Origin of the sequence: Intestinirhabdus alba, assembly GCF_009711095.1 — a bacterium.
Classification (GTDB): domain Bacteria; phylum Pseudomonadota; class Gammaproteobacteria; order Enterobacterales; family Enterobacteriaceae; genus Intestinirhabdus; species Intestinirhabdus alba.
Map to the genome: position 1 here is coordinate 1 of NZ_WMJZ01000012.1, position 17,419 is coordinate 17,419.

Consider the following 17,419-nt stretch of genomic DNA (forward strand, 5'->3'; position numbering starts at 1 on the left):
AAACCAAGGTTTAAGAAAATGCAGGTTTAAGCCTCAACTGGCATCATTTCGGCTTTTGCATGAGGGAAAAAGGATGCAGGTTGGTTATGTGCGCGTATCAACAAATGAACAAAACACCGCGCTACAGCGTGACGCGCTGGAGCGGTCGGGATGTGAGCTAATATTCGAGGATAAAATCAGCGGTAAATCGACAAACAGACCAGGATTAAATCGCGCTCTCAGGCAACTAAATGCCGGTGATACTCTCGTTGTCTGGAAGCTCGACCGGCTCGGGCGTAGTATGCGTCATCTTGTCTCGATGACTGAAGAGCTTCGCCAGCGCGGGGTTAATTTCCGAAGCCTGACCGACAGTATTGACACCTCAACGCCAATGGGGCGTTTTTTCTTCCATATCATGGGGGCTCTTGCGGAAATGGAGCGCGAGTTAATTGTCGAACGAACTCGTGCCGGTCTGGATGCTGCCAGAGCACAAGGCAGAATCGGAGGACGTCGGCCAAAGCTGACGCCAGACGAATGGGCTCAGGCTGGCCGGTTGATTGCGGCAGGGGAGTCACGACAGCGTGTCGCACTGATTTTTGATGTGGGCATATCGACGCTGTATAAAAAATTCCCGGCGACAAATCCCGTTGTGTCAGACACCGGCGAACCCTGACAAATAGCCCCCTGTAAACGTACACCCGACAATATCACTCACCCCAACTAACGGAGTTAAACGGATGAGTGATTTTCATCACGGTGTCGAGGTCGTCGAAATTAACGACGGCACCCGCACAATCTCGACGGTATCAACAGCGGTCGTTGGTATGGTCTGCACGGCCAGCGATGCTGACGCCGGGGCATTTCCGCTCAATGAGCCTGTGCTGATTACCAACCCACAAAGCGCCATCGCAAAAGCCGGTACTAAAGGTACCCTGGCAAAATCCTTACAGCTCATCGCTAACCAGTCAAAACCGGTTGTTGTTGTCGTGCGTGTCGCCGAGGGTACCGGTGATGACGAAGAGGCTCAGAAGCAAACCATTTCGAACATCATCGGCACCACGGATGAGAACGGCAAATACACCGGGCTGAAAGCGCTGTTGACGGCGAAAGCGGTCACTGGTGTGAAGCCCCGCATTCTCGGTGTGCCGGGTCTCGATACTCAGGAGGTGGCGACCGCGCTTGTCTCCGTGGCTCAGAAACTGCGCGCTTTCGCCTATGTCAGCGCGTGGGGCTGTAAAACCATTTCTGACGTCATTGCCTATCGTGAGAATTTCAGCGCGCGTGAACTCATGATTATCTGGCCTGAATTCCTCGGATGGGATACCACGGCCAGCGCCACAACGACCAGCTACGCGACCGCCATCGCGCTGGGTCTGCGTGCCAAAATTGACAATGACACCGGCTGGCACAAAACCCTGTCAAACGTCGGCGTCAATGAGGTCACCGGTATCAGCGCGTCCGTCTTCTGGGATTTGCAGGAAAAAGGCACCGATGCTGACCTGCTGAATGAGGCCGGTGTTACCACGCTGATTCGTGCCGATGGTTTCCGTTTCTGGGGTAACCGTAATTGCTCCGATGACCCGCTGTTTCAGTTTGAGAACTACACCCGCACGGCACAGGTCATCGCCGACACAATGGCCGAGGGGCATATGTGGGCGAACGATAAGCCCATCACCGCGACGCTTATTCGCGACATTATCGACGGCATCAACGCGAAATTCCGCGAGCTGAAAAGCGGCGGTTACATCATCGATGCGACGTGCTGGTTTGACGAAGAGGCGAACAGCAAAGAAACCCTGAAGGCCGGGAAACTGTTTATCGATTATGACTATACGCCAGTGCCACCACTCGAACACCTGACCTTACGCCAGCGCATCACCGATAAATATCTGGCGAATCTTATCTCGTCCGTCAACAGCAAATAAGGAGCCTGACAAATGGCATTACCGCGCAAGCTCAAACTCATGAACCTGTTTATCGACGGGGTGAGTTATCTCGGCGTCGTGCAGTCCGTCACGTTGCCAAAATTAACCCGCAAGCTCGAGAAGTATCGCGGCGGCGGGATGAATGGCTCAGCCTCGGTTGACCTTGGCCTCGATGACGATGCGCTGTCGGCTGAAATCTCGCTCGGCGGTTTTCCTGATGATGCTGTCTGGTCGTTATATGCCGCCACCGGTACGGCCTCCGTGCCGCTACGTTTTGCCGGGTCTTACCAGCGTGATGACACCGGCGAGACCGTGCCGGTTGAGGTCGTTCTCCGTGGCCGTCAGAAAGAAATCGACCTCGGCGAAGCCAAGCAGGGCGAAGACACTGAGTCGAAAATCTCGCTCGAGTGCTCGTACTACAAGCTGACCCTCAACGGTAAAGATATGGTCGAAATTGACTCCGTGAACCTCGTCGAAATGGTGAACGGTACCGACATGCTTGAGGCACACCGACAGAATATCGGTCTGTAATTATTGTCCCGGTCAGCATGGCTGGCCGGGGATCCTGAAACCTGAATTTAACGAGAAATATCATGGAAAAAACTAACGAAAATATCGTCACTCTGATTAAACCCATCAAGCGCGGTGAGCAGGTTATTTCCGATGTCACCCTGTTAAAACCGTGTGCCGGAACCCTTCGCGGCGTCAGCCTGGCATCTGTCGCAAATTCTGACGTCGATGCGCTGATTAAAGTGCTGCCGCGCATGACCATGCCGTCGCTGACCGAGCAGGAAGCCGCCGCGCTGGAGCTGCCCGACCTGTTGTCGTTTGCCGGTAAGGTGGTCGGTTTTTTGTCACCGAGTTCGGCGGCGTAACCTTCCCGAAAAAACTCTCGGTCGATGACCTGATGGCTGACATAGCGGTAATTTTCCACTGGTCGCCATCAGACCTTTATCCCATGAGCCTGACCGAGCTCGTCAACTGGCGCGAAAAAGCGCTACAGCGAAGCGGAAACACGAATGAGTAATAACCTCAAACTCGAAGTGCTGCTGAAAGCTGTCGACCAGGCGACCCGACCCTTTAAAGCGATCCAGACGGCGAGTAAATCGCTGTCTGGTGATATCCGCACGACTCAGCAATCCCTGCGTGATTTGAATGGTCAGGCATCGAAAATCGACGGTTTTCGTAAAACCAGCGGGCAACTGGCGGTAACCGGTCAGTCGCTGGAAAAAGCAAAACAGGAAGCTGAAGCGCTGGCGGTACAGTTTAAAAACACGGAGCGGCCAACGGCGGCACAGGCCAGAGTGCTGGAGTCCGCGAAACGCGCGGCTGATGGGTTACAGACGAAATATAACAGCCTCACGCAGTCAGTTAAGCGGCAACAGGCCGAGCTCGGTAAAGCGGGGATAAATACCCGCAACCTGACGAATGATGAAAATCGCCTGAAAAATAATATCAGCGAAACGACCGCGCAGCTTAACCGACAGCGTGAAGCACTGGCGCGCGTCAGCGCGCAACAGGCGAAACTGAGTGCAGTACAAAAACGCTACCAGGCAGGGAAGGCTCTGGCAGGGAATGCCGCCTCGATGGGCGCTGCCGGGGTAGGTATGGCAACAACAGGTACTCTCGCCAGTGTTGCACTAATGAAACCCGGTTATGATTTTGCTCAGAAAAACTCTGAGCTTCAGGCTGTTCTCGGCGTCGAAAAAGATTCAGCTGATATGGTGGCTCTTCGCAAACAGGCGCGTCAGCTCGGTGATAACACTGCCGCGTCGGCTGATGATGCTGCCGGTGCTCAGATTATTATTGCAAAAGCCGGTGGTGATACCGCTGCTATTCAGGCGGCTACGCCAGTGACGCTTGATATGGCGCTCGCAAACCGTCGAACGATGGAAGAGAACGCTGGGTTATTGATGGGGATGCGATCTGCATTCCAGCTCTCAAACGATAAGGTCGCTCATATCGGTGATGTTCTGTCGATGACGATGAACAAAACCGCCGCCGACTTTGACGGCCTGAGTGATGCGCTGACCTACGCCGCGCCGGTGGCGAAAAATGCCGGGGTCAGTATCGAAGAAACAGCCGCAATGGTCGGCGCACTGCATGACGCCAAAATTACAGGCTCGATGGCGGGTACGGGGAGCCGCGCCGTGTTAAGTCGCCTACAGGCTCCTACGGGAAAAGCGTATGACGCTATTAAAGAGCTCGGCGTAAAAACGGCTGATGGTAAGGGGAACACGCGCCCAATATTTACAATCCTGAAAGAAATGCAGCGGAGCTTTGAGAAAAACAATCTCGGTACCGGTCAGCGCGCTGAATATATGAAAACCATATTCGGTGAAGAGGCAAGCTCAGCTGCTGCTGTATTAATGACTGCCGCCTCAAGCGGAAAGCTGGACCAGCTTACCGCCACGCTTAAAGCATCTGACGGTAAAACGGCTGAGCTCGTCAAGGTCATGCAAGACAACCTCGGCGGCGACTTTAAAGAGTTCCAGTCAGCTTATGAGGCGGTCGGAACAGACCTGTTTGACCAGCAAGAGTCATCCTTGCGTAAGCTGGTACAAACGGCGACTGGGTATGTTTTAAAACTTGATGGCTGGATACAAAAAAATAAATCACTGGCGACGACGCTTGGGGTTATTTCAGCGGCGGCTATCGGTGTTGTGGGGGTTATAGGGGCAATCGGCCTTGTTGCGTGGCCGGTTATTATCGGTATTAACGCCATCATCGCTGCTGCTGGCGCACTTGGTGCTGTCTTTACGACAATCAGTGGTGGGGTTATCGCCGCTATCGGTGCGATTACATGGCCGGTCGTGGCCGTTGCTGCGGCGGTTGTCGCTGGCGCGCTGCTTATTCGCAAATACTGGGAGCCGGTCAGCGCCTTTTTCGGTGGTGTTATCGAGGGGCTGATGAGCGCCTTTGCGCCGGTCGGGGAAATGTTCGCGCCGCTGGCACCCGTCTTTGACGGCCTTGGGGAGAAACTTCGCGGTGTCTGGCAGTGGTTTAAAGACCTGATAGCGCCGGTAAAAGCGACTCAGGACACATTAAACAGTTGCCGTAATGTTGGTGTCATGTTCGGTCAGGCGCTGGCTGATGCTTTGTTGATGCCGCTTAACGCCTTTAACAAGCTGCGAAGCGGGATTGACTGGGTGCTCGAAAAGCTCGGGGTTATCAACAAAGAATCCAGCTCGCTTGACCAGACCGCGGCGAAAGCCAGTGCGGCGACGCAGAACGGTTACAGCCCGGCTATCAGCTCTTACAACAGCTATCAGCCGGTCACGGCACCTGCCGGTAAAACCTACATCGACCAGAGTCGGCCAACCTATCAAATCAACGTGCCGGGAAACGGTATGCCGGGCGGTCGGTTAGGTAATGATTTACAGGATGCCTTAGAAAAATATGAGCGTGAGAAACGCGCCAAGGCCCGCGCAAGCATGATGCATGACTAAGGAGACCGATTATGATGCTGGCACTAGGTATGTTTGTTTTTATGCGTCAGACGTTGCCCTATCAGAGTATGCAGCGCAGCGCGGATTATAGCTGGACGTCAAACTCCCGCGTCGGGAAGCGTGACGCATTTCAGTATCTCGGTGAAGGGGAGGACAAAATTACCCTGAGCGGTGACCTGTATCCTGAGCTGACCGGCGGCAAGTTTTCGATGCTGACGCTTTATGCGATGGCCGAGCAGGGGCGAGCATGGCCGCTTATTTCTGGCTCAGGCTGGATTTACGGGATGTTTATTGTCAGCAATGTCTCGGAGACTGGCACGGTATTTTTTGAGGACGGGTCCCCCCGAAAAATCAGCTTCACTCTGTCACTGACCCGTGTCGATGAATCGCTCGCGGCGGTCTATGGCGATATCGGAAAACAGGCCGAAAGTCTGGTCGGTAAAGCTGGCGATCTGCTGTCTAAGGTGGGGGCTTAATCATGCTGGATATTATCACCGGCGCGGGGGCCACACTGACGCCCGATTTTATGCTGACACTGGAAAGCAAAGATATTACCGGCAATATCAGCGACCGGCTGATTAATCTCTCGATGACGGATAACCGGGGCTTTGAAGCTGACCAGCTCGACATTGAACTCGATGATTCTGACGGACTTGTCGCGCTGCCGATTCGTGGCGCGGTGTTGTCGCTGTACCTCGGCTGGAAAGGTTTCGCGCTCGTTGGTAAGGGACGATTTACCGTCGATGAGGTGGAGCACCGGGGGGCACCGGATACGGTGACCATTCGCGCCCGTAGCGCTGATTTTCGCGGAACGCTCAATTCACGCCGCGAGGAATCATGGCACGACACCACACTCGGCGCTATCGTCAGCGCGATAGCCGCCCGTAATAAATTAACGGCCAGCGTCGCGGATTCTCTTGCCGGGATAAAAATTCCGCATATCGACCAGTCGCAGGAATCCGACGCTGTTTTCCTGACTCGCCTAGCGGAACGCAACGGCGGCGCGGTATCGGTCAAAGCGGGTAAATTGCTGATGCTTAAAGCGGGAAGTGGTACGACGGCCAGTGGAAAAGCTATCCCTCAGATTACTATCCAGCGCAGTGACGGCGACCGGCATCAGTTTGCTATTGCTGACCGTGGTGCTTACACCGGCGTAACGGCTAAATGGCTGCACACCAAAGACCCAAAACCGGCGAAGCAAAAGCAATCGCTGAAGCTGAAGCGCAAGCCCAAAGAGCAACACCTCCGGGCGCTACAGCACCCGAAAGCAAAAGTCGTGGGCAGTAAAACCGCAGCGAAAAAGAAGAAAGAGCAGGAAGCCCGCGAGGGTGAATATATGGCCGGTGAGGCTGACAACGTTTTCGCACTGACGACCATTTACGCGACAAAGGCGCAAGCGATGCGAGCGGCTCAGGCGAAGTGGGATAAATTGCAGCGTGGCGTTGCGGAGTTCTCAATCATGCTGGCAACCGGTCGGGAAGATATTTATCCCGAAATGCCGGTCAGGGTCTCGGGCTTTAAGAGCGTCATCGATGACCAGTCGTGGATAATCAGTAAGGTTACCCATAATCTAGGCGGGAATGGCTTCACGACGGCTGTAGAGCTCGAGGTTATGCTTTCTGGCATAGAATATGAGTCGGAAGAAAATGGTTCTCAAATGGTGAATAACTGAGTATTATTAATTCACTTTTTGTGAATGTGTGGGGTGGCATGTTCCATTGTCCAAAATGCCAGCATGCAGCGCATGCTCGTACCAGTCGCTATCTTAGCGAGAATACTAAAGAGCGTTACCATCAATGTACGAATATTAATTGCAGTTGCACATTCGTAACGATGGAGTCTGTAGAACGTTTTATCGTTACACCGGGAACAATAATTCCGGCGCCACCTCACCCGTCGGTGAGTGGTCAGCGGCCATTGTGGCTCTGATAAATTTTCTCTAAAGACCCGCCGCGTGCGGGTTTTTTTATGCGTTCAGGAAAGTGGCGGTAAAAAATCAATCGCCATTTCATCGCCACTCAAAAATGAGATAACAAAAAAGCCACTCGCTAGAGTGGCTTAATTATATGATTCTAAAGCTAAAATTTGGTGGCCCCTGCTGGACTTGAACCAGCGACCAAGCGATTATGAGTCGCCTGCTCTGACCACTGAGCTAAGGGGCCGTGGCGGTGAATTATAAAGTAACTCCGCGGTGCAATCCAGCGATAAGCGTACGGATGTTGTTTTTATAATCAATGTCTTTTCAATCCGTTATACTTTCTGAACGTGCTATTGACCAGGAGAAATCATGGTAAAGGATATATTGGCTCCGGGGCTGCGAGTGGTGTTCTGCGGCATCAACCCGGGGCTTTCTTCGGCGGGCAGCGGCTTTCCGTTTGCTCACCCCGCTAACCGTTTCTGGAAAGTGATCCACCAGGCCGGATTTACCGACCGCCAGCTGAAGCCTGAGGAGGCGGAACAGCTGCTCGATTTTCGCTGCGGCGTTACCAAACTGGTGGACAGGCCAACGGTACAGGCGAATGAGCTGACGCGAAAAGAGCTGCACGACGGCGGACGGATGCTGATTGAGAAAATTGAAGATTATCAGCCGCAGGCGTTAGCGGTACTTGGCAAACAGGCTTTTGAACAGGGATTCAGCCAGCGGGGCGTTCAGTGGGGGAAACAGCGGATCGGCATTGGCCGCACCCAGATTTGGGTACTGCCGAATACCAGCGGCCTGAGCCGGATTAAGCTGGAGAAGCTGGTAGAGGCGTTTCGCGAACTCGATCAGGCGCTGATGGTGCGCGGCCAGTAGCGGCGCTTATTGCGCCGGGAGCATCAGGCCGTTGCCAGGCGATCCCTGACCGCCATCAGCGCGAAGCCCAACAGGTTTTCCCCCCGCCAGCGTGATGGTGTACCGGCGTCAGGATGATGCTTCGCCAGTCCGATGCCCCAGATTTTATCAACCGGGCTGGCTTCCACCGGTACGCGGGGCGCGGTGCTGAGCAGAAAGGCTTTCAGCGCCGGATGCTGACTAAATTTATAGATATTGCCTTCGCAAACCAGCTCAAAACGGTGCGCCCGCCAGCGCTGCTTGTCAAAGCCTTTCACCGTACGGCCCGGCTTTTTCGCCTCGCCGGGGGTGGAAGCGGCAAGGATCCTGCTTAGCGTCACGCTGTCGCCGAACAGGCGCGCTTTTCCCGCCATCATCCAGTGCTCCGCGGTTGCATAGATCGCTCCGTTATGGCTGAAAGGCGCGCCCTGCCACCACTGGCTGAAACAGGCCGCGGTCACGGTGCCATCAGCAGCGGGCCTGTGGCCCCAGAACCAGAGATATTTTACTTTTTGCCCGCCCTCAAGAGCCTCAAGCAGGGCTGGAAGGGAATAACATCCTTGTTGCATGGTAACGATTCCTGTAAAAAGGCCCTCGCGAGGAGGGCCCTGTTTTATTGCGCTTGTTTAATCGTCGAGGAAGCTGCGCAGCACCTCAGAGCGGCTCGGATGGCGCAGCTTGCGCAGCGCCTTCGCTTCGATCTGACGGATACGTTCGCGGGTAACGTCGAACTGTTTACCTACCTCTTCCAGCGTGTGGTCGGTGTTCATATCGATACCAAAACGCATACGCAGCACCTTCGCCTCGCGGGCGGTAAGACCGGCCAGCACGTCGTGGGTAGCGGCGCGCAGGCTCTCGGTGGTGGCAGAGTCCAGCGGCAGCTCGAGGGTGGTATCCTCGATAAAATCCCCCAGATGCGAATCTTCATCGTCGCCGATCGGCGTTTCCATGGAGATCGGCTCTTTGGCGATTTTCAGCACCTTGCGGATCTTATCTTCCGGCATCAGCATACGCTCCGCCAGCTCTTCTGGCGTCGGCTCACGGCCCATCTCCTGTAGCATCTGGCGGGAAATACGATTGAGCTTGTTGATGGTCTCAATCATATGCACCGGAATACGGATAGTGCGCGCCTGATCCGCGATAGAGCGGGTGATCGCCTGGCGAATCCACCAGGTGGCATAGGTGGAGAACTTGTAGCCGCGACGATATTCGAACTTATCTACCGCCTTCATCAGGCCAATGTTGCCCTCCTGAATCAGGTCGAGGAACTGCAGGCCGCGGTTGGTGTACTTCTTGGCGATAGAGATAACCAGACGCAGGTTTGCTTCTACCATCTCTTTCTTGGCGCGGCGCGCCTTCGCCTCGCCGATGGACATCCGGCGGTTAATATCTTTTACCTGCTCGATGGTCAGGCCGGTCTCTTCTTCGATCTGCTGCAGCTTTTGCAGGCCGCGCTGCACGTCATCCGCCACGTCGTGCAGCCTGGCGGACCACGGCTTGTTCATTGCGATAGCGGCGTTGAACCAGGTTTCACTGGTTTCATTGCCGGTGAACAGCGTGATGAAGTTCTTCTTCGGCATTTTGCAGTGCTCAACGCAGAGCTTCATGATCAGACGTTCCTGGGTGCGCACGCGATCCATCATGACGCGCATGCTGTTGACCAGATAGTCGAACTGCTTCGGCACCAGGCGGAACTGCTTAAACACTTCCGACAGCTTCAGGATCTCTTCCTGCGCGGCGGCGTGGCTGCGGCCCTTCGCTTTGATGGTGTCGCGAGTCACCTCATATTGCGTGCGCAGCTCGGCAAACTTTTCACGTGCCAGCTCGGGGTCGATGCTGTTGTCGTCATCGGCGCTGTCGTCGTCTTCTTCTTCATCTTCCTCGTCGTCGTCCAGCTCTTCCTGAGAGAGTTCGGAACCGACGTGAGTGGCGGTCGGTGCCAGATCTTCTTCCGCGTTCGGATCGACGAATCCGGTGATCAGATCGGACAGGCGCGCTTCTTCAGCTTCCACGCGATCGTACTGCTCAAGCAGATAGGTAATGGCTTCAGGGTATTCGGCAACGGAGCACTGAACCTGATTGATCCCGTCTTCGATGCGCTTAGCGATGTCAATTTCACCTTCGCGGGTCAACAGTTCAACGGTGCCCATTTCACGCATGTACATGCGTACCGGGTCGGTTGTACGCCCGATTTCCGATTCAACGCTGGAAAGCACCTGCGCAGCGGCTTCGGCAGCATCTTCATCCGCGGTGTTTTCAGCCAGCATCAGATCGTCGGCATCCGGCGCTTCTTCCATCACCTGAATGCCCATATCGTTGATCATTTGGATGATGTCTTCGATCTGATCTGAATCGACGATATCTTCCGGCAGATGGTCATTGACCTCGGCATAGGTCAGATAGCCTTGCTCCTTACCACGGGTAACAAGAAGCTTCAGCTGTGACTGCGGGTTTTGCTCCATAAGACGGTATCCACACTTATTTCGTTTGATTGGTGTTGGCGGTGCTGCTGCCAACCTTTAAAGCGAGGGCGTACTTATATTCGTGCCGCTGCCTCTCTGTGCGGCTGTCGGGGGCTTCCCGATAGATAATCGGCACCTAAGCCGTTAAGTTTACTTTTTTGCCAGCGCCTGATTCAGTGTCCAAAGCTCCCGGCGTTCTTCGCTGCTTAAGCCATGCGTGCGCTCACGAGCGATTAACTCCTCCTGGCGCAGTTCCAGCAACGAATCAAACATATGGTTGAGTGAGTCGGTGAAGGTTTTTTCAGCAATGTCTTTATCTGCTATATCGTCCCACATCGACAGTTTTTCAAGGGTTATCGCACTCTTTGTGTCGCGATAATGCTCTAAAAGTTGCCCGGTGGTCAGCCCCGGCTGGGATAAACAAGTGTTGACCAGTTCTACAAATAAGCCAAGCCCGGGCAGCTTTTTCTGATCCAGACCGTCTAACGGCGGCACCAGCGGTGCCAGATCCGGGTTCTGCACCAGCAGTCCTATCAGTATACGCATGGTCGTGCGTTTTAGCTGCGGAGCGGAGCGGGAAGCACCGTTTTCAGATAATTTCGGCATTAAACGTTCAAGCTGTCCATCGTCCAGAATACCCAGCTTGTTCCCCAACTCCTGGCGCAGATAAATGCGCAGCGTTTCACCCGGCACCTGGCCTATCAGCGGCAGCGCCAGGGTGCTGAGCCGGGCGCGTCCGTCCGGCGTGCTCAGATCGACCTGCGGCAGCAGGCTATTAAACAGGAATGCAGAAAGCGGCATCGCCTGTTCCATTCGCGCTTCAAACGCCTCTTTGCCCTCTTTACGCACCAGCGTATCGGGATCTTCTCCGTCGGGCAGGAACATAAAGCGCAGTTGACGCCCGTCGGTCATGTAGGGCAGCGCGGTTTCCAGCGCCCGCCACGCGGCGTCGCGGCCCGCGCGATCGCCGTCGTAACAGCAGATCACATTATTCGTCGCGCGAAACAGCAGCTGGATGTGATCGGCGGTGGTCGAGGTCCCGAGGGACGCAACGGCGTAATTAATGCCGTACTGCGCCAGCGCCACCACGTCCATATAGCCTTCCACGACCAGCAGACGCTGCGGATCGGCGTTATCCTGCTGAGCTTCATAAAGACCGTAAAGCTGGCGGCCCTTATGAAAAATATCGGTTTCCGGCGAGTTCAGATATTTCGGCGTATCGTTGCCCAGCACTCGCCCGCCAAACCCCATCACTCTGCCGCGCTTATCGCGGATAGGGAACATAACCCGCTCGCGAAAGCGATCGTAACTGCGACCCCGATCGTTAGTAACCAGCATACCCGCATTGACCAGCGACTGGCGGTTCTCGCTATTGCCGCCGAACCGCTTCAGGACGTTGTCCCAGCCGGGGGGAGCAAAACCAATCGCAAATCGCGCAATAACGTCGCTGCTGAGTCCTCGCCTTTCCAGATACTGGCGCGCAGGGGCGGCGGCGGGCTGCATCAGAGACTGCTGATAAAACGTGTTCAGACCGTCCATCAATTGATAAAGGTTTTGCCGCTGATGGCGCTCTATCTGACTGGGGCCACTGCCCGCTTCGAACGGCACGTCGAGGTTGTGCATTGCCGCCAGCTCTTCGACGGTTTCCACGAACTCAAGCTTGTCGTAGTTCATCAGAAAGTCGATAGCGTTGCCGTGTGCGCCGCAGCCGAAGCAGTGATAAAACTGTTTCTCACCGTTGACGGTGAAAGAGGGGGTTTTTTCGTTATGGAACGGACAGCACGCATGGTAATTCTTGCCCTGCTTTTTTAGCTTCACCCGCGCGTCGATCAGGTCGACGATGTCGGTGCGCGCCAGCAGGTCATTAATAAATACACGTGGGATTCGTCCAGCCATATGCCCCGTAAATTAAACGCTCGTCCTTCAACCTGCTTCCATCGCGGCCCGGTAGCCGCTGCCCTGAAGCAACCTGAATAAGGTGGTGTATCCCCTCGTCTTCCAGGCTGTATCACCGATGGCTGCGCTCTGCTGCCATCCTGATGCCGCGTGAAAATTGCCGGGCATACATGCTATATGCATAAACGAAAACAAGCCGCGCATTCCTTTCGGAAGCACGGCCTTACAACGATAACTCGGTCTGAAGAGAGGACCTGGTCCTCAGAATACTTAGTACAGACGAGTGCGGCGTGCGTTTTCGCGAGCCAGTTTCTTCGCGTGACGTTTCACTGCAGAAGCTTTAGCGCGCTTACGTTCGGTAGTCGGTTTTTCATAAAACTCACGACGACGAACTTCCGCCAGAACACCTGCTTTTTCGCAGGAACGCTTGAAGCGACGCAGAGCTACGTCGAACGGCTCGTTTTCACGTACTTTAATTACCGGCATGTGCCTCTCACCTTTGATTAATTCGGTTTGCCGCTGGCATCTACGCCAGCTTATTTCAAAATGGTGCGGAATTTTACTGCAAATGCTGCTGCTTTGTAAAGCACCGCCGCCTTTTTTGAAAGGGACTTTTATAAGGGGGCAGAGTATACACGAAGTCGGGTCCCAGGGTATACATCGACCCGCATTCGACCTACACTGCGCGGTATCAAAATGAGGTAAAACAAGTCATGCGTGTACTGGGTATTGAAACTTCCTGCGATGAAACCGGCATTGCCATTTACGACGACGAAAAGGGTCTGTTAGCCAACCAGCTGTACAGCCAGGTGAAGCTGCACGCCGACTACGGCGGCGTGGTGCCCGAACTGGCCTCCCGCGATCACGTGCGCAAGACCGTGCCGCTGATCCAGGCGGCGCTGAAGGAGGCGAACGTAACGGCGAAGGAGATCGATGCGGTGGCCTATACCGCCGGGCCGGGTCTGGTCGGCGCGCTGCTGGTCGGGGCCACCGTCGGGCGCGCGCTGGCGTTTGCCTGGGAGGTGCCGGCTATCCCCGTACACCATATGGAAGGGCATCTGCTGGCACCAATGCTGGAGGAGAACCCGCCGGCATTCCCGTTTGTGGCGCTGCTGGTTTCCGGCGGCCACACCCAGCTTATCAGCGTGACCGGCGTTGGCCGGTACGCGCTGCTGGGGGAGTCCATCGATGACGCTGCGGGGGAGGCGTTTGATAAAACGGCCAAGCTGCTGGGTCTGGATTACCCCGGCGGCCCGCTGCTGTCAAAAATGGCCGCTCAGGGTACGGCGGGGCGCTTCGTCTTTCCGCGACCGATGACCGATCGTCCGGGGCTGGACTTTAGCTTCTCCGGGCTGAAAACCTTCGCCGCCAACACCATTCGCAGTCATGCTAATGATGAACAGACCCGCGCGGATATCGCCCGCGCCTTTGAGGATGCGGTGGTGGATACCCTGCTGATTAAGTGCAGGCGCGCCCTGGAGCAGACCGGCTTTCAGCGGCTGGTAATGGCGGGCGGCGTCAGCGCCAACCGCACCCTGCGGGCGAAGCTTGGCGAGATGATGCAAAAGCGGCGCGGCGAGGTGTTTTACGCCCGTCCGGAGTTTTGTACCGACAACGGGGCAATGATCGCCTACGCCGGGATGGTGCGCTTTAAGGCAGGGGCCACGGCGGATCTGGGGGTGAGCGTGCGTCCGCGCTGGCCGCTGGCGGAGCTGCCCGCCGCCTGAACGGACGGGCCGGACAGTCGACGTCGCGCTATCCGGCCTGGCAGAAGCGATTTCGGGCCTAAAGCAGCACCAGCGGCATCCACAGCAGCCCGGTGACGATCAGCAGCAGCAGAAAAATCAGGCCGAAGATCGCTCCCAGCCGCCAGTAATCTGCCGTTGGCAAATAGCCGCTGCCGTAATAGATCGGGCTGGGACCGGTGGCGTACGGCGTGAGAATACTGCCCAGGCCAATGGCCGCGCCGACCATCAGGCAGAAGACCGGCAGCGGGATTGCCGGCATCGCCAGGGCCGCGGCGATCATCATCGGTGCCAGCGCGGAGGTGTAGGCGGTGGCGCTGGCAAAAAAGTAGCGCAGCAGATAAAACACCACGATCAGGGCGATGAACACCACCGTCGGCGAATAGCCGCTCAGCCCGTCGGCCAGCAGTTCGCCAAACCAGGTGATAAAGCCGGTGTTGTTCAGCCCGGTGGCGAGCGTAATCAGCGACGCCAGCCAGAAGAAGACGTTCCACGCGGCCTTATTACTGACGATATCGTCCCAGGAGATGATACGCAGCACCAGCATCAGCGCCACCACGCTGTAGCCGACCATTGCGGCGTTAATATAGTCGCCGCCGAAGATCCACAGCACCAGCGCGCCGACCATCAGCACCAGCATCTTTTTCTCCCGCGCGCAGAGCGGCCCCATCGCCTTCAGCTCCGCCTCCGCCCAGCGCGGTACCTGATTGCCCGACTTCAGCACCGGCGGATAGAGTACATACGCCAGCCACGGCACCAGCAGAACCAGCAGAATGCTCAGCGGCAGCATGCCGAGGAACCAGTCGCCCCAGCTCAGGGCGGTGTGGGACGCCCCCTTCATCAGGCCAATCAGCAGCAGGTTAGGGGCCATCGCCGTCAGAAAGATGGCGCTGGTCACGCAGTCGGCAACGATTCCCATCCACATGATGTAGGAGCCGATGGCGCGAGCGCTGGCACCGTTGGGCTGCGAATCGTAGAGCGGCGGCAGGTTGCGGATAATCGGATAGACGATCCCCGCGCCGCGCGCGGAGTTGGAGGGGGTGACGGGGGCGAGGATCAGTTCGGAGAACATTACCGCGTAGCCGAGAAACAGCGTGCGATGCCCCATCTTTTTAACCAACATCAGCGCAATGCGCCGGCCGAGGCCGGTCTTCTCATAGCCGGTGCCGAACATAAAGGCGGCGAAGATTAACCAGATAACTGAATTAGAAAAGCCGCTGACCGCCCAGGAGAGCGACCTGGCGGTAAATTTAAAGCCCTCCTGGGCCAGCTGTTCAGAACTGAACAGCAGCCAGGGCGAGAGCACGGCGATGACCGAGATGCCCACCATCGCCACCACCGCACCCGGCAGAGGTTCCAGAATCAGCCCCACGATTACCCCGGCAAAAACCGCAAAGTAGAGCCAGGTATGGCTCTCAAGACCGGCGGGGACAGGCAGTACGGCAATAATGGCGATAACCACCAGCGGAGCCAGGTATCGCCACCCATTAGCTAAAAATGCCATGGTCGTTTCCCTGCGAAAGGGGAGAGGCGTAGCGCCTCTCCGGAAGGGTTATTTGATGTAGTGAACGTGCTCGCAGATCTCGTCGACGATAGGGCCGCGACGTTCGGCGAACTGCTTTTTGTTTTCGGCGATCAGGTTGTTGCCGTGGGTGTCGATGGAGACGATCAGCGGGCCGAACTCTTTCACCCGGCAGACCCACAGCGACTCCGGCATACCCAGCTCCGTCCAGTGCACCTCTTCGATCTCTTCGACCTGGGTGGCCGCCAGCACAGCGCAGCCCGCCGGGAAGATAACGTGCAGCGCCTTGTGCTGTCGGCAGCCCTCTTCGGTAAGCGGCCCCATGCCGCCTTTACCGACCACCAGCTTCACGCCGGTCTGCTCAATAAACTCTTTTTCGAAGGCCTCCATACGCATACTGGTGGTAGGGCCAACGGAGACCATTTCCCATTTTTCGCCGTTTTTACGCACAATAGGCCCGGCGTGAAAAATCGCCTTGCCGTTCAGGTCGTAGGGGATTGGACGCTTAAGCTCAATCAGGCGACGGTGGCAGACGTCGCGGCAGGTGACCAGCGTGCCGGTCAGATAGATCACATCGCCAACGCGGATATCTTCCAGGTCTTCAGCCTTGATCGGGGTGGTCAGGATCTTTTTCATAAGGCGCTCCGGGTATGAGACAGGTTTTCGAAGGAGAGGTCGGGATGAACCAGCAGCGTGCCGCGGCGGTGCGCCCAGCAGCCGGTGGAGACGGCGACGCCGATGGTTGAAGGATGGCGCGCGGCGGACTCGATATGCACGCCCATCACCGAGCTGTTGCCGGTCAGCCCCTGCGGGCCGATGCCCAGACGGTTCAGCCCCTCCTCCAGGCGCAGCTCCAGTTCGGCGGCCTTTGGATTCGGATGGCGGGTGCCGATCGGGCGCAGCACCGCCTTGCGCGACAGTACGGCGGCGGTTTCAACGGAGGTGGCGATCCCCACGCCCACCAGCACCGGCGGGCAGGCGTTAACCGCCAGGGTGGAGATATTTTCGAAAACGAACTTCACAACGCCTTCGTAGCCTTCTGAAGGCATTAATACCTTTGAGCGTCCCGGCAGCGTGCAGCCGCCGCCCGCCATATAGACTTCAATCTCTGCGTCTTCGCCGTCGGGGATGATGTCCCAGGTCACCCAGGGCACGCCGCTGCCGGTATTTTTGCCGGTGTTGACTTCATCAAAGATCTCCACCGCGTTGTGGCGCAGCGGCGCTTTGACGGTGGCGTCTTCAACGGCCTGCTTCAGAATAGCCTGCAGCTCGCCCAGCAGCGGGAAGCGGGAGCCGACCTTCACAAAGAACATGATCTCGCCGGTGTCCTGGCAGGCCGGGCGGTTCAGATCGATCGCCTTCTGCATATTGTCGAACATCGTATGGTAAATGATTTTACCCATTGTTGATGTTTCTGCTTCCCGCAGCTGTTTTAATTTATCCACCACGTCGTCGGGCATTCGGGTGGAGATCATCGCGGTAAAATTTGCGACAATTTCCGTCAGCGTAGTTATTGCGCTTTGCTTATTTTGCTTGCTCATCATATTAACTCCAGTCTTATATTTTTTCTGGAAATAAATTCTGTATAACAAACTACCACTAAAGGTGTGGTTTTATATTTTTTGCCGC

At 56.1% G+C, this 17,419-nt stretch carries 18 protein-coding genes and 1 tRNA gene; 11 read left to right on the forward strand and 8 right to left on the reverse strand.

Going from position 1 to position 17,419, the window contains the following annotated elements:
* Nucleotides 1-73 precede the first annotated feature (73 nt).
* The 9 genes from GJV78_RS10180 to GJV78_RS10220 all read left to right on the forward strand — a co-directional run bounded on the left by GJV78_RS10180 (nucleotide 74) and on the right by GJV78_RS10220 (nucleotide 7,282).
* Nucleotides 74-652 carry a recombinase family protein gene (locus GJV78_RS10180; protein WP_155108243.1) on the forward strand — a complete coding sequence of 193 codons (579 nt, stop codon included), beginning with the start codon at nucleotides 74-76 and terminating at the stop codon, nucleotides 650-652.
* Between the two features lie 64 nt (nucleotides 653-716).
* Entirely contained in the window at nucleotides 717-1,904 is a 1,188-nt protein-coding gene (locus GJV78_RS10185) for a phage tail sheath protein (protein ID WP_087902583.1), read from the forward strand.
* Between the two features lie 12 nt (nucleotides 1,905-1,916).
* On the forward strand, nucleotides 1,917-2,435 hold the full coding sequence (locus GJV78_RS10190; RefSeq protein WP_155108244.1) for a phage major tail tube protein: 519 nt from the start codon (nucleotides 1,917-1,919) through the stop codon (nucleotides 2,433-2,435).
* 62 nt (nucleotides 2,436-2,497) lie between these two features.
* Nucleotides 2,498-2,779, forward strand: coding sequence for a phage tail assembly protein (locus tag GJV78_RS10195; protein WP_023223220.1), 282 nt, complete (start codon nucleotides 2,498-2,500; stop codon nucleotides 2,777-2,779).
* Between the two features lie 32 nt (nucleotides 2,780-2,811).
* Nucleotides 2,812-2,931, forward strand: coding sequence for a GpE family phage tail protein (locus GJV78_RS10200; protein ID WP_000763326.1), 120 nt, complete (start codon nucleotides 2,812-2,814; stop codon nucleotides 2,929-2,931).
* Nucleotides 2,924-5,353, forward strand: a complete 2,430-nt coding sequence (locus tag GJV78_RS10205) for a phage tail tape measure protein (RefSeq protein ID WP_155108245.1) — start codon at nucleotides 2,924-2,926, stop codon at nucleotides 5,351-5,353. Before GJV78_RS10200 ends, GJV78_RS10205 begins: the two co-directional genes overlap by 8 nt.
* 11 nt (nucleotides 5,354-5,364) lie before the next feature.
* Nucleotides 5,365-5,829, forward strand: a complete 465-nt coding sequence (locus GJV78_RS10210; RefSeq protein WP_103014989.1) for a phage tail protein — start codon at nucleotides 5,365-5,367, stop codon at nucleotides 5,827-5,829.
* A gap of 2 nt (nucleotides 5,830-5,831) precedes the next feature.
* Nucleotides 5,832-7,025, forward strand: coding sequence for a phage late control D family protein (locus tag GJV78_RS10215; protein ID WP_103014990.1), 1,194 nt, complete (start codon nucleotides 5,832-5,834; stop codon nucleotides 7,023-7,025).
* 38 nt (nucleotides 7,026-7,063) lie between these two features.
* Nucleotides 7,064-7,282: a DNA-binding transcriptional regulator gene (locus GJV78_RS10220; protein ID WP_023223216.1), complete on the forward strand. Its 219-nt coding sequence runs from the start codon at nucleotides 7,064-7,066 to the stop codon at nucleotides 7,280-7,282.
* A 157-nt stretch (nucleotides 7,283-7,439) separates the two neighbouring features.
* Here the strand turns inward: GJV78_RS10220 and GJV78_RS10225 are convergent.
* Nucleotides 7,440-7,515 (reverse strand) — tRNA-Ile (locus GJV78_RS10225).
* 125 nt (nucleotides 7,516-7,640) lie between these two features.
* Between GJV78_RS10225 and mug the strand changes: the two genes are divergently transcribed.
* A complete protein-coding gene (mug, locus tag GJV78_RS10230; protein WP_155108246.1) occupies nucleotides 7,641-8,147 on the forward strand; it encodes a G/U mismatch-specific DNA glycosylase in 507 nt (168 codons plus the stop codon).
* A 23-nt stretch (nucleotides 8,148-8,170) separates the two neighbouring features.
* On the opposite strand, the gene GJV78_RS10235 is transcribed toward mug, so the two are convergent.
* From GJV78_RS10235 to rpsU, 4 genes are all read right to left on the reverse strand, one after another.
* The gene (locus tag GJV78_RS10235; protein ID WP_155108247.1) at nucleotides 8,171-8,734 is read right to left on the reverse strand and encodes an NADAR family protein; all 564 of its coding nucleotides are present in this window, start codon (nucleotides 8,732-8,734) and stop codon (nucleotides 8,171-8,173) included.
* 57 nt (nucleotides 8,735-8,791) lie between these two features.
* On the reverse strand, nucleotides 8,792-10,657 hold the full coding sequence (rpoD, locus tag GJV78_RS10240) for an RNA polymerase sigma factor RpoD (protein WP_330998800.1): 1,866 nt from the start codon (nucleotides 10,655-10,657) through the stop codon (nucleotides 8,792-8,794).
* Between the two features lie 120 nt (nucleotides 10,658-10,777).
* Entirely contained in the window at nucleotides 10,778-12,523 is a 1,746-nt protein-coding gene (dnaG, locus tag GJV78_RS10245; protein ID WP_155108249.1) for a DNA primase, read from the reverse strand.
* Between the two features lie 270 nt (nucleotides 12,524-12,793).
* On the reverse strand, nucleotides 12,794-13,009 hold the full coding sequence (rpsU, locus tag GJV78_RS10250) for a 30S ribosomal protein S21 (protein WP_001144069.1): 216 nt from the start codon (nucleotides 13,007-13,009) through the stop codon (nucleotides 12,794-12,796).
* A 227-nt stretch (nucleotides 13,010-13,236) separates the two neighbouring features.
* Between rpsU and tsaD the strand changes: the two genes are divergently transcribed.
* Entirely contained in the window at nucleotides 13,237-14,250 is a 1,014-nt protein-coding gene (gene tsaD, locus GJV78_RS10255; protein WP_155108250.1) for a tRNA (adenosine(37)-N6)-threonylcarbamoyltransferase complex transferase subunit TsaD, read from the forward strand.
* 58 nt (nucleotides 14,251-14,308) lie between these two features.
* Here tsaD and GJV78_RS10260 read toward each other — a convergent pair whose 3' ends face one another.
* Genes GJV78_RS10260 through ttdA form a run of 3 tightly spaced genes read right to left on the reverse strand, consistent with a single transcriptional unit; the run spans nucleotide 14,309 to nucleotide 17,334 of the window.
* Nucleotides 14,309-15,772 carry an anion permease gene (locus tag GJV78_RS10260; RefSeq protein ID WP_155108251.1) on the reverse strand — a complete coding sequence of 488 codons (1,464 nt, stop codon included), beginning with the start codon at nucleotides 15,770-15,772 and terminating at the stop codon, nucleotides 14,309-14,311.
* A gap of 48 nt (nucleotides 15,773-15,820) precedes the next feature.
* The gene (gene ttdB, locus GJV78_RS10265; protein WP_155108252.1) at nucleotides 15,821-16,426 is read right to left on the reverse strand and encodes a L(+)-tartrate dehydratase subunit beta; all 606 of its coding nucleotides are present in this window, start codon (nucleotides 16,424-16,426) and stop codon (nucleotides 15,821-15,823) included.
* Nucleotides 16,423-17,334: a L(+)-tartrate dehydratase subunit alpha gene (ttdA, locus tag GJV78_RS10270; protein WP_155108253.1), complete on the reverse strand. Its 912-nt coding sequence runs from the start codon at nucleotides 17,332-17,334 to the stop codon at nucleotides 16,423-16,425. Before ttdA ends, ttdB begins: the two co-directional genes overlap by 4 nt.
* Between the last annotated feature and the right edge of the window lie 85 nt (nucleotides 17,335-17,419).

Bases quoted from the DNA above. Each gene is read 5' to 3' on its own strand.
- GJV78_RS10180 (WP_155108243.1), top strand. From the start codon at position 74: ATGCAGGTTGGTTATGTGCGCGTATCAACAAATGAACAAAACACCGCG.
- GJV78_RS10185 (WP_087902583.1), top strand. From the start codon at position 717: ATGAGTGATTTTCATCACGGTGTCGAGGTCGTCGAAATTAACGACGGC.
- GJV78_RS10190 (WP_155108244.1), top strand. From the start codon at position 1,917: ATGGCATTACCGCGCAAGCTCAAACTCATGAACCTGTTTATCGACGGG.
- GJV78_RS10195 (WP_023223220.1), top strand. From the start codon at position 2,498: ATGGAAAAAACTAACGAAAATATCGTCACTCTGATTAAACCCATCAAG.
- GJV78_RS10200 (WP_000763326.1), top strand. From the start codon at position 2,812: ATGGCTGACATAGCGGTAATTTTCCACTGGTCGCCATCAGACCTTTAT.
- GJV78_RS10205 (WP_155108245.1), top strand. From the start codon at position 2,924: ATGAGTAATAACCTCAAACTCGAAGTGCTGCTGAAAGCTGTCGACCAG.
- GJV78_RS10210 (WP_103014989.1), top strand. From the start codon at position 5,365: ATGATGCTGGCACTAGGTATGTTTGTTTTTATGCGTCAGACGTTGCCC.
- GJV78_RS10215 (WP_103014990.1), top strand. From the start codon at position 5,832: ATGCTGGATATTATCACCGGCGCGGGGGCCACACTGACGCCCGATTTT.
- GJV78_RS10220 (WP_023223216.1), top strand. From the start codon at position 7,064: ATGTTCCATTGTCCAAAATGCCAGCATGCAGCGCATGCTCGTACCAGT.
- mug (WP_155108246.1), top strand. From the start codon at position 7,641: ATGGTAAAGGATATATTGGCTCCGGGGCTGCGAGTGGTGTTCTGCGGC.
- GJV78_RS10235 (WP_155108247.1), bottom strand. From the start codon at position 8,734: ATGCAACAAGGATGTTATTCCCTTCCAGCCCTGCTTGAGGCTCTTGAG.
- dnaG (WP_155108249.1), bottom strand. From the start codon at position 12,523: ATGGCTGGACGAATCCCACGTGTATTTATTAATGACCTGCTGGCGCGC.
- rpsU (WP_001144069.1), bottom strand. From the start codon at position 13,009: ATGCCGGTAATTAAAGTACGTGAAAACGAGCCGTTCGACGTAGCTCTG.
- tsaD (WP_155108250.1), top strand. From the start codon at position 13,237: ATGCGTGTACTGGGTATTGAAACTTCCTGCGATGAAACCGGCATTGCC.
- GJV78_RS10260 (WP_155108251.1), bottom strand. From the start codon at position 15,772: ATGGCATTTTTAGCTAATGGGTGGCGATACCTGGCTCCGCTGGTGGTT.
- ttdB (WP_155108252.1), bottom strand. From the start codon at position 16,426: ATGAAAAAGATCCTGACCACCCCGATCAAGGCTGAAGACCTGGAAGAT.
- ttdA (WP_155108253.1), bottom strand. From the start codon at position 17,334: ATGATGAGCAAGCAAAATAAGCAAAGCGCAATAACTACGCTGACGGAA.